Below are 14,063 nucleotides of genomic sequence, written 5' to 3' on the forward strand. Positions count from 1 at the left end.
ACAGATGCAGAGCGGATGGAATGCCTATATAAAGGAGGATTTGATTGTAGAGCCGACCGGCAAGGGGGCGCTTAGCAAGCTCGATTTCGCGGTTAAAGACGTATTCGCGATCGCCGGCCACGCGAATTCTGCAGGCAACCCGGACTGGCTGGACAGCCACGGGCCCGCCGCGGCTAATGCGGAAGCGGTGGATCGGCTGCTTCGGCAAGGCGCTCGCGTCAAAGGAGCGGCCATTACCGATGAGTTGATGTTCAGTCTGAACGGAGAAAACCATTATTACGGAACGCCGGTCAACCCTTGCGCTCCCAACTGCATCCCGGGAGGCTCTTCGAGCGGCTCGGCCGTGGCGGTGGCGGCGGGGCAGGCGGACTTCGCCCTCGGCACGGATACCGGCGGCTCGGTTCGCGTTCCGTCTTCCTATTGCGGCCTGTTCGGCATCCGCCCGACGCACGGCCTCGTTCCGAGCGGCGGCGTCATTCCGCTGGCCGAGAGTTTCGACACGGTCGGCTGGATGGCTCGGGATGCGGAAACGCTGCGGCGCGTCGGGCAAGTGCTGATCGGCGCCGAGGACAAAGGCGGCGAATTCCGCCGGTTGATCGTGGCCGACGATGCTTGGGCGATCGCCGATAAGAATTGCGGGCAAGTACTAGCCGGCTCGTTGGCCGTTCTCGAGCGGGTGATGGACAACCGCCGCGTGACGTTAGCATCGAAAGGACTTGCCGATTGGGCCGCCGCGTTCCGGACGCTGCAAGGATACGAGATTTGGTCCGCGCACGGCGAATGGATCGCGGAACGCAAGCCGCGCTTCGGCCCCGGCATCGCCGAACGGTTCGTCTGGGCGAGCACGCTTCGGCGCGAAGATTACGATCGCGCGCTGCCCGTTCGCGAGCGCATTCGCGAGGAGCTTGGGGCTCTGCTCGGCGACGACGGGCTGCTCGTCATCCCGACGGCGCCGTGCGCGGCACCGCGCATCGGACTGGCGGGCGCCGAGATCGAACGGACGCGCACGAAGGTGATGCAGCTGTCCTGCATCGCCGGACTTGGCGGGCTGCCGCAAGTGACGATGCCGTTTCGCAGCCGCGATGGACTGCCCGTCGGCCTCTCGTTCATCGCCGGGCCTCGCCGGGATTTGCGGCTGCTGCGGTGGGTCGGCGAAGCGGCTGTTCGAACGCTTCGGGGGCAGCCGGTCACCGGCTGATCGCCGCGAACGCCATGAGCGCAGGCGAGCCGGCCGGGCCGACCCGATTCCGGCGGCCATCATCGACAAAAGGGAGTGTGCCTATGTTCACACGATATGAAGGAGTGGCCTGGGAGGAGCGCTTCCTGCCTCGGTTGACCGGCAAACAGATCAAGGAGCTGCCGAAGGAAAAAGCGCTCGTCATCCTGCCGATCGGCGCCGTCGAGCAGCACGGGCCGCATCTTCCCGTCATGACGGACGCGCTCATCGGCGAGGCGACGCTGACGCAGGCGCTGGAGATGCTGCCAACGGATGCGCAGGTGTGGCTGCTGCCGCCGATCGCCTACGGCAAGAGCAATGAGCATCTCGGCTTTCCCGGTACCGTGTCGATCTCCGCGTCGACGCTGCAGGGACTCGTTATGGACATCGCGGCAAGCCTGAAGCTGAGCGGCTTCGGCAAGCTGCTGCTGTTCAATACGCATGGCGGCAACGTCGACTTGTTGAACGTTGTCTCTCGCGAAATTCGGATCGCGCACGACATGACCGTTTTCTATTTGTCGCCTTCCAGCTTGGGCGGCGCGGAGGGAGTGATCGATCCGGAGGAGCTCGAATACGGGATTCACGGCGGCGACTACGAGACGTCGATCGTCATGGCGATCAAGCCCGGCTGGGTGCAGGAGCAATTTCTCGTCTCGGAGCTGCCGGCGATGGGCGGCAAAAAGTTCCTGACGCTGGAAGGCCGAATCCGCTTCGCCTGGCGAATGGCGGACATTTCCGCCACCGGCATCTGCGGCGACGCCACCAAGGCGACGGCGGCCAAGGGCGAGATCGTCCAGATGAGGGTGACCGCCATCCTGGCCGAAGCGCTCGCGGAGCTATGCGAGTTCGATATCGCCGACGTCCGGGGCGTTGCGGAGGGAACGCGATGAGGCTCGCGACGATTGCGCTTAGCGGCAAGGAGGAAGCCGCCGTCGTTGCGGCGGACGGCCTCGTACCGATTCGCCTGCTGAACGAGGCGGCGGGAACCGGCTGGAGCGCGACCGTGGCGGAGCTGCTCGAGCGGGGCGAGCTGGAAACGCTCGTTGGCTGGCTCGGTGCGGAAGGGGGTTCCTTGCTTAAGCGGCTGGATGTGATCCCGTTCGCTCAGGCCGCCTATGCGCCGCTTTATCGCCGCCCCCGCAAAATATGGGGAATCGGGGCCAACTACCGAGCCAAGGCCGCGGACATGAACGTCGTCCCGCCCGATGCGGAGCCGATCTGCTTCCTGAAGCCGGACACGAGCCTGATCGGTCCCGGCGATGAGATCGAGCTGCCTGCCGAGGAGGGCCGGTTCACGGCCGAAGCGGAGCTCGGCATCGTCATCGGCCGGAGGTGCAAATACGTGAGCGAAGCCGAGGCCCCCGGCGTCGTGGCGGGCTTCGCGGCGACGCTCGACATGACGGCGCAGCATCTGCACGCGCGCAACCCGCGTTTTCTCGGCCGCTCCAAAAGCTGCGACACGTTTTTCAGCTTCGGGCCCGAACTGATCGCTCCGGACGAGATCGAAGATCTCGGGGCGCTGCGCGTGGAAACCGCGCTGAACGGGTGCGTGACGCACAGCGCCACGGTCGCCGACATGATCTATTCGGTCTGGTTCATCGTCTCTTATTTCTCGCGGATGATGACGCTGCTTCCCGGCGATGTCATCATGACCGGCACCCCGGGCTCGACGGACATCCGCGACGGCGACGTCGCCGAGTGCCGGATCGGCGGTTTCGCCCCGCTGGTCAATCCCGTGCGGCTTGAGGCGGTGCAAGAACGCCAATAACGAAAGAAGGCAGGTAGAGGGGCATGACATACGCTTGGAAGCTCGAGGCGGAAGCCGGTCTCGACGGCATTCCGGTTTATACGGACGAATCGACGGTCGAGAAGCTTTCGAAAGATTTTTACTGGTATTCGCCGGTGCTGGACAAAAAGCTGAAGGACAAAAAAGCCGACGCCATCATCGCCCCGCGAAGCGAGAGCGAGGTGGAGGCGGCGCTCGTCTTCGCCTGCCGTCATCGCCTCCCGTTGACAGTGCGCGGGGCCGGCACGGGCAACTACGGCCAGGCCATTCCGCTGGAGGGCGGCATCGTCCTGGATTTGAGCGGGCTCGACCGCATCATCGAGATCGGTGCAGGCTACGCGCGGGTTCAATGCGGCGTCAAGCTGGGCGCGCTGGAGAAAAAGGCGCGGGAAGAAGGCCAGGAGCTGCGCATCTACCCGAGCACGTACGCCAAGGCAACGGTTGGCGGCTTCGTGTGCGGCGGCTCCGGCGGCGTCGGGTCGATTGCGTGGGGCAATCTGTGGGACGGCAACGTGCTCGGCGCGGTCGTCTACACGATGGAGGAGCGTCCGCGCCGGCTGGAGATCGAAGGGACCGACCTTTTCGACTACATCCACAATTACGGAACTACGGGCATCATGACGGAGGTCGTCCTTCCGTTGGCGCCGCGGCGCGACTGGATGCAGACGGTGATCGAGTTCGACGACTTCGAATCGGCGCTGCGGTTCGGAGAGGCGCTCGCCCGCGACGGCAGCGTTCCGAAGCGGCTCGTCACGCCGATCGAGTGGCCGCTTCCTTCGTTTTTCCTCCCGCTGCGCAAAGTGCTGATGCCTAACAAGTCGGTCGTCTTCGCGGAGACGGACGGGAGCTCGCTGCCGCAGCTGGAGCGTTTGGCCGCCGAATTCGGCGGAGGCGTCGGCCACGTCATTCCTCCGGAAATGTACCGCAAGTCGATCGGCCTGTCCGATTTTACTTGGAACCATACGACGCTGTGGGCGCTGAAGGCCGACCCTGCCCATACGTATTTGCAGGCCGGCTTCGCGCCCGACCGCTACCTGGAGCAGCTCCGCACGCTCAAAGGGGTGTTCGGCGACGAACTGCTGATGCATTTCGAATGGGTGCTCGGCGGCGGGCAGCTGCTGCCGAACGCGCTGCCGGTCGTCCGGTTCACGACGGAGGAGCGCCTGTACGAGATCATCGGCACGTGCCGCTCCATCGGCGTCGAAATTTACGATCCGCATACGTGGCTGCTGGACAACGGAGGGCGCGGGGCGGTGCCGGGCATGCGCCTGCGCAAGAAGCTGAACGATCCGCTCGGCCTGCTCAATCCCGGCAAAATCGGCTAATTGGCGGAATAACGGCGGAAACGGAACGTAAGCATGGAAGGGACTTTTTGCAAGTTGTTGAGGAAAGGGGCGGGAACATGCGTACGTTGCTGATCAAAAACGCCAAATCGATCGTCACCATGAACGATGCCCGCGAAGTCGTCGAAGGCGGGAGCTTGTATGCCGTCGGTCAGGAGATCGTCGCGATCGGGAAGGATCTTCCGTACGAGGACGCGGATACCGTCATTGATGCGTCGGGTAAAATCGTCTTCCCGGGACTGATCAACACGCACCACCATCTGTTCCAGACGCTGACCCGCAACATCCCGCTCGCTCAGGAGTGCAGCCTGTTCGACTGGCTTGGCGCGCTCTACGACATCTGGCGGCACATGCGTCCCGAGGACGTCTACATCGGCGCCGTCGTCGGCCTCGGCGAGCTGCTCAAAACCGGCTGCACGACGGCGGCGGACCACTTCTATTGCTTCCCGGACGGCATCTCCGGCGAGCTGATCGACGAGGAGATACGCGCTGCCGGAGAGCTCGGCATCCGCTTCTATCCGACCCGCGGCTCGATGACGCTCGGTCGGTCGAAGGGTGGACTGCCGCCGGATGTCGTCTGCCAAACCGACGAAGTCGCGCTTAAGGATACGGTCCGGGTGATCGAACGCTATCACAGCGCCGACCGGTTCGCCATGGTGCGCGTTGGCGTGGCCCCGTGCGCTCCCTTCAACGTGACGTCCGACATGCTCCGCGAATCGGCGGCGCTCGCGAGAAGCTACAAGGTACGCATGCATACGCATCTGGCCGAGACGCTCGACGAGGAAGCGTTCTGCCTGGAAAAGTTCGGCGTGCGCCCGTTGGAGTACATGGAGCGGCACGGCTGGGTCGGCGACGACGTTTGGTTCGCGCACGGCATTCATTTTCACGACGGGGAAATCTCGCGGCTCGGCAAACATAGCTGTGGAGTCGCCCATTGCCCGTCCAGCAACATGAAGCTGTCGTCGGGCGTGCTGCCGCTGCTCAAAATGCAGAGCGCCGGCGTCCGGGTCGGTCTCGGCGTGGACGGTTCGGCCTCCAACGACGGCAACAACATGCTGACGGAGGCGAGGATGGCTTACTTGCTGCATAAGCTGTCCCATGGAGCGGATTCGATCGACGCGGCCGACGCGCTCGCCCTGGGAACGCGCGGCTCGGCGTCGGTGCTGGGCTGGGAGGACGGCATCGGCTCGCTGGAGATCGGCAAGGCGGCCGACCTGTTTCTGATCGACACGAGGCGGCTGGAATTCGGCGGCGCGCTGTTCGACGACATGGCGCTGCCGATCGTGACGGGCATGACGCGGCCCGTCGACATGACGATCGTCGGCGGAAAAGTCGTCGTCGAGGACGGCCGTCTGATCGGGATCGACGAAGAGTTGGCCGCGGAGCGGGCGCAAGCGGCGGCGCAGCGGCTCGTGAACGAAGCGACGCTGCTCACCGGCATCGACTATCGCCGTTCGCGCCGCGCGAAGGCGTAATCGGACTGTGAATCGGAGCGGACGGATATACGCGCGGAACGGGAGGCTGCGGTTGGCACCTGCCATCGGAGGCGTGCCGAACGCACGAATGAAGCCGGGGGCACGGCGATGCCGCCCGGCTTCGTTCGCTTTTCGGGAGGGTTCCCGGTCGGGGGACGCGGCCGGTTGCTGCGGCGAACAAAAGGGCGGATAACAGGCAAGGCAATCAAAGGACGGGAGGGCGGGGCAAATGGACACGGAGGCGATATTCGCGATTGCCGAACGTACGCAAGCCGCTTCGGTGCTTGCGACCGTCATTGGGGTTCAGGGGCATTCCTACCGCAAGGCGGGCGCATCCATGTTGCTGGCGGAAGGCGGCTGGACGGTCGGAAGCATCAGTCCCGGCTGTTTGGAGGCGGATTTGGCAGATCGGATCGGGGAGGTGCTGGCCGAAAACCGTTATGCGATCGCCGACTACAACCTGCGTCCCGAAGAGGATGCCGTCTGGGGAGAGGAGATCGGCTGCGACGGGACACTGCGCATTTTGCTGGAGCCGTTGACGGACGACCTATGCAGGGCGCTGGGCGAAGTCGTCCGCGCCGTTCGCGGCGGAATGGCGGCGCGGCTCGTTCGCCGCGAAGCGGGCGGCGGCATCGGCTATGAGGTGAAGCTCGCCGCGATTGTTGACGGATGCCGGCCGGACGCAGGGGGCGCGAGCGACTCGCTCTACGAATCGCTTCATCTGCCGCGGGAGCGGCTTGTGATTTTCGGAGCGGGGGAGGAGGCGGTCGCCGTCGACGAGTTGGCGCGCGGCGTCGGCTTCCGTACGGTCGTGGCCGACTGGCGGCCGGCGCTCTGCGATCCGCGGCGGTTCCCGGCGGCCGAGACGATCGTCGGCGACGCCGATGCGATCGTCGCCGGGCTGAACGTCGCGGCGAGAGACTTCGTCATGCTCGCCAGCCACAACTTGCGCCGGGATCGCGAGATGTATGCCCGGATCGTTCCGTTCGGTCCCGCCTATCTCGGCATCGTCGGCTCGACGAGCCGGATCGGCAAATTGCTGGAGGGGAAGATTCCGCCTCCGTTCGTCAGGGCGCCGATCGGCCTGCCGATCGGGGCGGAGGGAGCGAAAGAGATTGCCGTCAGCGTGACGGCCGAACTGATCGCGTGCCGCAACCGGTTGCGCGTTTTCGCCGGAGGGAGGAGGGAGGCGTGAAGATCGCGGGAGTATACTTGGCTGCCGGCGAGGGCAAGCGGATGAACGGCGTCAAGCTTGCGGCTGAGCTGCTGCCCGGACTGCCGCTCGGCGCCGTCGCCTTGCGGGCGCTTCTGTCCGTCGGGCTCGACGCCGTTTATGTCGTCGTCCGCCCCGGCGAAGCGCCGGAATGGCTGCGGCAAGAGGTGTTCGCCTATCCGGGTGATTTGAATCGGAAGTCGGAGCCGGAGCGGGAAAGCGGGTCGGAAGCAAGTCCTCCCTTGAGCCGGGGGGCCGTCCAAGGGACGGACCGGCGGACCGAGCTGACAATGCTCGTGTGCGAAGACGCCGAGCTCGGGATGGCCTATTCGCTGCGCCGCGGCATCGGCGAAGCGGCGGCGGCCGGGTGCGGCGCCGCCGTCGTGTTATTGGCCGACCAGCCGTTCGTCACGGCGGCGATGGTGCGCGCGCTGATCGGCTGCTGGAGGTCGGACCCACGGCTGGATTACGTGGCGAGCGGCAACGGAGACGTCATGACGCCGCCCGTGCTGCTGGCCGCCAAGACGTTTCCGCATGTCGCCCGGCTGGAAGGAGACATCGGGGCGAAGCGGCTGCTCGAGCGTTCCGATTTTGCCGGTCGGGTGCTTTCGGCGAACGAGCCGGAACGGCTCGCGGATGTGGACACGCCGGCTTTGCTGGAGGAGGCCCGACAATTCGCCCGTCAGAAACGAGTCACTTTATGTGACATTTAATTGGCGTCGGCCGTGCACTCTGCACAATGAAACGTTTTATTAACTGGTTCGTCGCACAATTATGCGTTATGTTTATTTACTCAATCATGACGCTTTCTTATAGTGAGGGTAACACATTTTCTGAAAAAGGGCTGATGCGCATGTCTGGAACGGTCGGAATGCCCGCGTCAACCTCGACGGTGTGGCACCCTCGGGACGCAAGCGAAGCGTGCCGGTTGAAAAAACGGTTCGGAAGCGGAGCTGTCTACACGGCGGGAGGAACGCTGCTGCGCACGCAATGGGAGGCGGGCCAGCGGCCCGAGCCGGCCCATCTGATCGATCTGTCGGGCATACCGGAGATGCGCGGCATCCGCACGGAGGGCGGGGAGCTGGCTATCGGCGCTCTGACGACGCTGGCCGTCTGCCGAAGGGATCCATACCTGCAAGCCCGCTTCCCGCTGCTCGCAGAAGCGGCGCGCGCAATCGCCGCTCCGTCGATTCGTAACCTGGCGACGATCGGCGGCAACATTTTGTCGGCCGTCGGCGACTCGCTTCCGGTCTTTCTCGTTTACAAGGCCCGACTGATCTGGCGCGAGGGCGAAGCGGAGCGGGCAGAGGATGCCGAAGACTGGCTGGAGAGAGGGGGGGAGGAGACGGAAGCTTCCGTACGGCTGCTGCTGCAGATTCGCCTTCCTCTGGACGACAGTCCCGAGAAAGCCGGCCGGACGTTCGGTTTTTACGGGAAAATCGGCCGGCGCGAGGCGTTCGTCCCTTCGCTCGTGACGACGGCTTTGACGGGGCGGATCGCCCCTGACGGCCAGCTTCGCGGCGTACGGCTGGCGGCGGGGGACGGCAAAACGGTTCCGCGCCGCTTCCCGTTGACGGAATCGCGGCTCGAAGGCGCCGCTGCCGACGACGGCGCCGTCCGGCTGTTGCACCGGCTGCTTCTGGAACAATACAAGCCGGCGCCGGACCCGTTCGCGACCGCGGAATACCGGAAGCTGACCGCCGCAAACTTGGCCGCTTCGCATCTGTGGCAAGCGATCCGCGAAAACGCCGGGCGAGGGGAGGGCTAGCGATGCTGCTCAATCGACGGAACAGCGGCGACAGATGGCGGATCCGGCCGGACGGGCCGGGCAAGGTAACGGGCGGTCTCGCTTACTTGACCGATCTGACCGCGCCGGGCATGCTGCACGGCCTCGTGCTGCGCAGCCCTCATCCGCACGCGAGGATTTTGTCGGTGCGGACGGAAGCGGCGCGCAGTCTTCCCGGCGTGGCGGCGGTGCTGACGCGGCGGGACGTGCCGGGGCTCAACCGGTTCGGCATTGCCCGGCAGGACCAGCCCGTCTTTTGCGAGGATCGGGTGCGTTACGTCGGGGACGCCGTCGCGGCGGTGGCGGCCAAAACGCCCGAGATCGCGAGGCGAGCCCTCGGGCTGATCGAAGTCGCGTACGAGCCGCTTCCGATCGCAGACGATCCGGAGTTGGCGCTCCGTCCGGAGGCGCCGCAGTTGCATCCCGACGGCAACGTGCTCCATTCGAAAACGTTCCGGACGGGAGACGTTGGCCCGATCTTCGAGCGATGCGCGCGCGTCGTCGAAGAGACGTACGTGACGCCCCGGCAAATGCACGCCTACATGGAAACGGAGGGCGGCCTGTTCGTGCCGGGGGAGAACGGCGGGGTGGCGGTTTACGCGCCGACGCAGCACGGCTTGATGGACCGGCTGCAGCTCGCCCGCATTTTGGCGCTGCCGAAGGAACGGATCCGGGTCGTGTCGAGCCCGATCGGAGGCTCGTTCGGCGGCAAGGACGAGCTCAACGTGCAGCCGTACGGCGCGCTGCTGGCGCTGGCAACCGGTTGGCCGGTCAAAATCCACAACTCGCGCCGCGAGTCGGTCCGCGCCGGCCTGAAACGCCACCCGATGATCATCCGCATGAAAACCGGGACGGACGAGAACGGACGCCTGCTCGCGCACCGGGTACGGATTATTGCCGACACCGGTCCTTACGCCACGCTAGGAGCCGAAGTATTGAATTTCGCGACCGAGCACGCCGTCGGCGCATACCGGTTCGGCTGCGTCGACGCCGAGAGCATCTCGGTGTTTACAAACAACGGGATGTCCGGCGAGTTTCGGGGCTTCGGCGGCAACCAGGCGATCTTCGCCCTGGAAGGCCAAATGGACCGGTTGGCCGACTTGCTCGGCATGGACCCGTGGGAGTTTCGCCGCATGAACCTGAAGTCGCCGGACGAACCCGGCCCCTTCGGGCAGCCGATCGCGAAGACGGACGGTCTTGCTGTCGTGTGGACGGCGGTCAAAGAGAGCCGGTTGTGGCGGGAACGGACCGAGGGGGCATCGGCGGCGGGAAGCTCCGGACTGCGGAACGATAAGGACCGCTTGCCGGCCTCGGAAGGCTCCGGCCAGCCGCAGAAAGCCGAAGAACGTTCGCCATGGATGAAGATCGGCATCGGAGCGGCGATGGTCATGCACGGGGCGGGGCTCGGGTACGGCATCCCCGATCCGTCAGGCGGCCGGCTGGCGCTGCGGGGAGACGGGAAAATCGAAGTCGCGTTCGGCTTCGAGGAGTTCGGGCAAGGGCTTCTCGCGACGCTGGAGCTGATGCTGATCGAACGGTTCGGCTTCGCGCCCGGGGATATTCGCATCGTCATCGGCGACAGCGATGCCGTTCCGGACAGCGGATCCAGCACGGCGTCGCGCGCCACGAGCATGATGTGGCGGTCGCTCGGGCTGCTGCAACGGCCTTTCGAGGAGAAGCTGCTGCGGGCGGCGGCGGAAGTTTGCGGCGTTCCCGCCCGGCAGCTTCGTCTTGGGGCGGGCGGCGTATGGGGCCGGGAATCGGGCGAAAGGGCTCTCTCCTACGAAGCGCTCGCCGGCCGGCTGGCGGAGCCGATCGTCTGCGAGGCTAGCACGAGCTACCCGGTTTCGGACACGGACATCGTCGGCGCCCACTATTTGTACGCCTATGCCGCCGTGGCGGTCAAGGTCGAGGTCGACGGGCGGACCGGGCGGGTTCGCGTGCTGGACCAGTTCCATGCCGTCGCCGCCGGCCCGGTCATGAACCCGCAGGGCTATCTGGGCCAGATCGAAGGCGGCAGCTCGATGGCGCTCGGCTACGCCTTGATGGAAGAGGCTGCGATGGAACGGGGGAAGTACGCGACGAACAACTTCGACACGTATTTGATTCCGACGATCGCCGACCTGGGCGGTTCGGTAGAAGTGTGGCCGATCGAGGATTTGCCGGAGGGCGACGAGCACGGGCCGAGAGGCGTCGGCGAGATTGGCTCCGTCGGCCTGGCACCCGCGATCGCCGAGGCGGTTCGTCGCGCGGCTGGCGTCCGGATCGACCGGCTGCCGATCGATCCGGCGCGGCTGCAGGAGGCTCTGCCCATCGGGGGGATGGCGGTGATGAGCGATGATCGATGACGGCGCGGAGCCCGCGGCGGCGGAGGCCGTCAACGCGGTTGACCGGTTCTGGGAAAGCACGGTCAACGGCCGTTCGATGCGGCTGAAAGTGCCGCCTGCCAAGCGGCTGCTTGACCTCGTCCGGGACGATCTCGGCCTGACCGGGACGAAACGCTCCTGCGAGATCGGGCGGTGCGGCGCTTGCATGGTGCTGGTCGATGGCGCTCCCGTCAACTCGTGCTTGATGATGGCGTATCAGTGCGCGGGGCGGGACATTGTGACGATCGAAGGAATCGCAGATGAGAACGGCGGCCTTCATCCGGTCCAGCGGGCTTTTCTCGAGGAAGGCGGCTATCAATGCGGCTACTGCACGCCGGGCATGATCGTCTCGGTCAAGGCGTTGCTGGACGCCGTGCCCGACCCGTCTCCGGAGGAACTGGAGGAGGCGTTGTCGGGCAATTTGTGCCGCTGCACGGGCTACGGCGGCATTATCCGCGCGGTGCGGCGGGCGATCGAAGAAGGGCGGGAAAATCGATGACGGACAAAGAGCGGCACATTCGCCTACTGCGGCGGTGCATCGAAATTTCGCAGATGGCGAGAGCGAAGGGCAATACGCCCTTCGGCAGCCTGCTGGCCGACGAGGACGGGACGATTCTATGGGAGCAGGGCAACGTCGAAATCTCCGAATCGGTGTGCACGGGCCATGCGGAAACGCGACTGATGGAGGAAGCGTCGCGGCGTTTTTCCAAGGAAAAGCTGAGGTTCTGCGCGCTCTATACGACGGCGGAGCCGTGCGCGATGTGCGCGGGGGCGATCTACTGGGGCAACGTCGGCAAAGTCGTCTACGGCATCTCGGAAAAAAGGCTGGCCGAGCTCACCTGCGACCATCCGCAAAATCCGACGCTCGACTTGCCGTGCCGGGAAGTGTTCGCCAGGGGGCGCAGGCCGATCGAGGTGATCGGGCCGTTCCTCGAGCTGGAGCGGGAGACGGTCGCCGTACATGAGGGGTACTGGTCGTGAGTCTGACGATGGAAGAAATCGACGCGATGGACCGCGATCGCTTCGCGGAGGCGCTCGGGTCGGTGTTCGAGCATTCTCCCTGGGTGGCGGAGCGGGCGTGGAGCGAGCGGCCGTTTCGCACGCGGGGCGAACTTCTGGCGGCGATGAAGCGTCAGGTGGAGATCGGCGCGGAAGACGTGCAGCTCGCTCTTTTCCGCGCCCATCCCGATCTGGCGACCCGCTTGAAGGTGACCGAATGGTCGGCCGGAGAGCAGCGGGGGGCCGGGCTCGACCGGCTGTCGCCGGAGGAATTCCGTTATTTCGACGGTCTGAACCGCGCCTACAAGGTGAAGTTCGGATTCCCGTTCATTATGGCGGTCGCAGGCAAAACGAAGGAAGAGATCGCTGCGGCGATGGCGAGCCGAATCGGGAACGAACGGGCCGACGAGTGGCGCCGGGCGCTCGCGGAAGTGCTCCGGATCGCCGAAATGCGCCTGAGCCGCCTCGTTGCTGATTGAACATCTATGAACAAGACCGGCTGGGGGCGGCGCGGGAGCGCCGACTTGTTGCCGTACTTCCAAGGGAGAGGGGAAACAAGACATGCTGAAACTTTCGTCCGGCCGAACGCTGTATTACGGCAAAGGGGACGTACTGGTCTACCGTACCCACGCTAAACCGCTCGAGACGTTGCCGATCCCCGAATCGCCGTTCGCGGGCAACAAGAACGTCATTTTCGCCCACAACGTCAAATTTGCCGTCAGCGGGGAATCGCTGCTGGCCTCGTTTACGGAAGGGGAAAACGGCAAGGTTGTCGCCACCGATTCGATGAAAAATTTTCTGCTTCGCCAGGCCGGATCGTTCGAAGGAAGCGCCACGGAGGAACTGCTTGCTTTTCTGAGCGGACGCTTCCTGGAGAGATACTCCCATATCGACGCGATCGAAATCAGCGCCGATCGCATTCCGTTCCAATCCGCCCTCGTGCCCGGTCCGGGAGGGTTCTACGACAGCAGCCTCGTCTTCCGACGCTCGCATAACGAGTGCGCCAGCGCCGGCCTTGAGATCTCGCGCGGCGAGTCGGGCCCGCAGATCGTCTCCCATTGGTGCGGCCTGTCGGACTTGCAGCTGATCAAAGTGAGCGGCAGCTCCTTCTACGGCTTCATCCGCGACGAATATACGACGCTTCCCGAGACACGCGACCGTCCGCTCTTCATATTTCTCGATATTTTGTGGAAATACGAGGACGTCGGGGATGCGCTGAAGCCCGAAGCGGGGCGCTACGTGGCGGCCGAGCAAATCCGCGACATCGCCCACAACGTGTTTTACGAATTCGCGACGCCTTCGATTCAGTATTTGATCTGGCTTATCGGACAGCGGATTTTAACCCGCTTCCCGCAGTTGGCGGAAGTTCGCTTCGAGTCGAACAACCGAACGTGGGAGACGGTGGTTGAACCCTTGGACGGACAGTCTTCCGGCGTCTTCACGGAGCCGCGTCCGCCTTACGGCTTCCAAGGATTCTCGATGACCCGGGGCGATCTGATGGGCGCGCCGGAGAATCTGTCATGAAAGGGGGGCTGACGACGCACGTGCTGGATCTGTCGCGAGGCGTTCCGGCCGCCGGCGTCAAAGTCCGGATGTGGCGGCTGCGGGAAGACGGAACGCCCGGGCAGCTGTTGGGAGAAGCGGAGACGAACGCGGACGGCCGGCTCGGGCAGCCGCTCATCGGGGAGGGGGGGCTGGAGCGGGGGCTGTATGAGCTCGTCTTCGGCGTCGGCGATTATTTTCGGGGGCTGACGGCGGGGGAGGAGACTTTTCTCGAAACGGTGCCCGTCCGCTTTCGCGTGCCCGATCCGGATGCCCACTATCACATCCCGCTTTTGGTAGCGCCCGGAGGCTATAGCACCTATCGGGGGAGTTGAAT

Annotated in this window: 14 protein-coding genes; all 14 read left to right on the plus strand. The window is 65.0% G+C overall.

Annotated features, from left to right (window positions below; all coding sequences use genetic code 11):
• The first annotated feature begins 4 nt into the window (after nucleotides 1–4).
• The 14 genes from LKX83_RS06270 (at nucleotide 5) to uraH (ending at nucleotide 14,061) form a co-directional block, all read left to right on the plus strand.
• A complete protein-coding gene (locus tag LKX83_RS06270; protein ID WP_227881313.1) occupies nucleotides 5–1,198 on the plus strand; it encodes an amidase in 1,194 nt (397 codons plus the stop codon).
• An 83-nt stretch (nucleotides 1,199–1,281) separates the two neighbouring features.
• Nucleotides 1,282–2,106, plus strand: coding sequence for a creatininase family protein (locus LKX83_RS06275; RefSeq protein ID WP_227881314.1), 825 nt, complete (start codon nucleotides 1,282–1,284; stop codon nucleotides 2,104–2,106).
• Nucleotides 2,103–2,984 carry a fumarylacetoacetate hydrolase family protein gene (locus LKX83_RS06280; protein WP_227881315.1) on the plus strand — a complete coding sequence of 294 codons (882 nt, stop codon included), beginning with the start codon at nucleotides 2,103–2,105 and terminating at the stop codon, nucleotides 2,982–2,984. The genes LKX83_RS06275 and LKX83_RS06280 overlap by 4 nt, the downstream gene beginning before the upstream one ends.
• Before the next feature lie 23 nt (nucleotides 2,985–3,007).
• The gene (locus LKX83_RS06285; RefSeq protein WP_227881316.1) at nucleotides 3,008–4,327 is read left to right on the plus strand and encodes an FAD-binding oxidoreductase; all 1,320 of its coding nucleotides are present in this window, start codon (nucleotides 3,008–3,010) and stop codon (nucleotides 4,325–4,327) included.
• A 77-nt stretch (nucleotides 4,328–4,404) separates the two neighbouring features.
• The gene (locus LKX83_RS06290; protein ID WP_227881317.1) at nucleotides 4,405–5,820 is read left to right on the plus strand and encodes an 8-oxoguanine deaminase; all 1,416 of its coding nucleotides are present in this window, start codon (nucleotides 4,405–4,407) and stop codon (nucleotides 5,818–5,820) included.
• A 229-nt stretch (nucleotides 5,821–6,049) separates the two neighbouring features.
• Complete coding sequence (locus LKX83_RS06295) at nucleotides 6,050–7,015, plus strand: XdhC family protein (RefSeq protein ID WP_227881318.1); 966 nt, start codon at nucleotides 6,050–6,052, stop codon at nucleotides 7,013–7,015.
• Entirely contained in the window at nucleotides 7,012–7,746 is a 735-nt protein-coding gene (locus tag LKX83_RS06300; RefSeq protein ID WP_227881319.1) for a nucleotidyltransferase family protein, read from the plus strand. The genes LKX83_RS06295 and LKX83_RS06300 overlap by 4 nt, the downstream gene beginning before the upstream one ends.
• 140 nt (nucleotides 7,747–7,886) lie before the next feature.
• Nucleotides 7,887–8,801: an FAD binding domain-containing protein gene (locus tag LKX83_RS06305; protein WP_227881320.1), complete on the plus strand. Its 915-nt coding sequence runs from the start codon at nucleotides 7,887–7,889 to the stop codon at nucleotides 8,799–8,801.
• Nucleotides 8,802–8,803: 2 nt separating this feature from the next.
• Nucleotides 8,804–11,167 carry a xanthine dehydrogenase subunit D gene (gene pucD, locus LKX83_RS06310; protein ID WP_227881321.1) on the plus strand — a complete coding sequence of 788 codons (2,364 nt, stop codon included), beginning with the start codon at nucleotides 8,804–8,806 and terminating at the stop codon, nucleotides 11,165–11,167.
• Nucleotides 11,157–11,684: a (2Fe-2S)-binding protein gene (locus LKX83_RS06315; RefSeq protein WP_227881322.1), complete on the plus strand. Its 528-nt coding sequence runs from the start codon at nucleotides 11,157–11,159 to the stop codon at nucleotides 11,682–11,684. The genes pucD and LKX83_RS06315 overlap by 11 nt, the downstream gene beginning before the upstream one ends.
• A complete protein-coding gene (locus LKX83_RS06320; RefSeq protein WP_227881323.1) occupies nucleotides 11,681–12,166 on the plus strand; it encodes a nucleoside deaminase in 486 nt (161 codons plus the stop codon). Before LKX83_RS06315 ends, LKX83_RS06320 begins: the two co-directional genes overlap by 4 nt.
• The gene (gene uraD / locus LKX83_RS06325; RefSeq protein ID WP_227881324.1) at nucleotides 12,163–12,663 is read left to right on the plus strand and encodes a 2-oxo-4-hydroxy-4-carboxy-5-ureidoimidazoline decarboxylase; all 501 of its coding nucleotides are present in this window, start codon (nucleotides 12,163–12,165) and stop codon (nucleotides 12,661–12,663) included. Before LKX83_RS06320 ends, uraD begins: the two co-directional genes overlap by 4 nt.
• Before the next feature lie 82 nt (nucleotides 12,664–12,745).
• Complete coding sequence (gene pucL / locus LKX83_RS06330) at nucleotides 12,746–13,708, plus strand: factor-independent urate hydroxylase (protein WP_227881325.1); 963 nt, start codon at nucleotides 12,746–12,748, stop codon at nucleotides 13,706–13,708.
• Nucleotides 13,705–14,061 carry a hydroxyisourate hydrolase gene (gene uraH / locus LKX83_RS06335; RefSeq protein WP_227881326.1) on the plus strand — a complete coding sequence of 119 codons (357 nt, stop codon included), beginning with the start codon at nucleotides 13,705–13,707 and terminating at the stop codon, nucleotides 14,059–14,061. Before pucL ends, uraH begins: the two co-directional genes overlap by 4 nt.
• Nucleotides 14,062–14,063: the final 2 nt, after the last annotated feature.

Source organism: Cohnella baijiui (genome assembly GCF_020731285.1).
In the GTDB taxonomy this organism is placed as follows: Bacteria; Bacillota; Bacilli; order Paenibacillales; family Paenibacillaceae; genus Cohnella.